We start from the raw sequence: 1,235 nt of genomic DNA on the forward strand, positions 1-1,235 counted from the left end.
TTCGACGACGCCTACAGCCTGCCGCCGGCCGAGATCGAGCGCGTGCGTTTCCACCGCAGCGACGCGACGGAAGAAGAGGATGGACTCACCGACTGGAACGCCAGCCGCCAGATCGTCCCCGGCAACGTGGCGCTGGCCACCTTCGACTACCAGCCGGTGTCCACCCAGCACACCGGCGACAGCAGCCAGATCGACCAGGGCCAGGGCGGCCAGGCGCTGCAATCCAGCCTCCAGGACTACGACCCACAAGGCCTGTATTACGCCGGCGACGCCGACCAGCTGAGCCACTACGCCCGGCTGCGCCAGCAGGCGCATGATCTGCAGGCCAAGCAATTCGAAGGCGGCGGCTCCATCCGCGGCCTGACCGCCGGCCAATGGTTCCGCTTGGACGACCACCCGGCGCACGAGACCGACAGCCACGAGCAACGCGAATTCGTCGTCACCGGCCAGACGCTGCGAGTGCGCAACAACCTGCCGACCGATCTGAAAGCCATCCTGCCGGCGGGCGATAAGGCCGACGCCCCGTTCGCCACCCAGATCCAGGCCCAGCGCCGCGGCATTCCGCTGACCCCGGCCTATGCCGGCACCGCCTCGGCCAAGCCCACCAGCCTGGGCGTGCAGACCGCCACCGTGGTCGGCCCCGCCGGCGAGGAAGTCCACACCGACGCCCAGGGCCGGATCAAGGTGCAGTTCCACTGGCAGCGGGCCGACGAACACCCGACCATCGGCGCCGGCCTCGACGACAAATCCTCCTGCTGGCTGCGCGTCGCCATGCCGTCGGCCGGCGCTGGCTGGGGCCATCAGTTCATCCCGCGCATCGGCCAGGAAGTGCTGGTCGACTTCATCGAAGGCGACATCGACCGCCCGGTGATCACCGGCGTGCTGTACAACGGCAGCCACCCGACGCCCGACTTCAGTGGCGCCGGCAGCCTGCCGGCCAACAAGACCCTGTCCGGCATCAAATCCAAAGAACACCAGGGCGGCGGCTACAACGAGCTGCTGTTCGACGACACCCCCGGCGAAGTGCGCGCCAAGCTGTCGAGCGAACCGGGCAAGACCCAGCTCAACCAGGGCTACCTGGCCCACCCGCGCAGCAACGGCAAAGCCCAGCCGCGCGGCGACGGCTTCGAGCTGCGCACCGACAACCACGGCGCCATCCGCGCCGCCCACGGCCTGCTGCTGTCCACCGAGGCTCAGAACGGCGCTGGCGGTAAACAGCTAGCGCGCGAGCACGC

General features: G+C 69.3%; 1 protein-coding gene. It reads left to right on the top strand.

Features of this window, described 5'->3' with window-relative positions; translation table 11 throughout:
- Window positions 1-1,235: type VI secretion system Vgr family protein (locus ACX17K_RS21950; protein WP_493776425.1), on the top strand; the 1,235-nt coding region annotated here is incomplete at both ends.

Source organism: Chromobacterium sp. INPA-IVC (assembly GCF_059047085.1).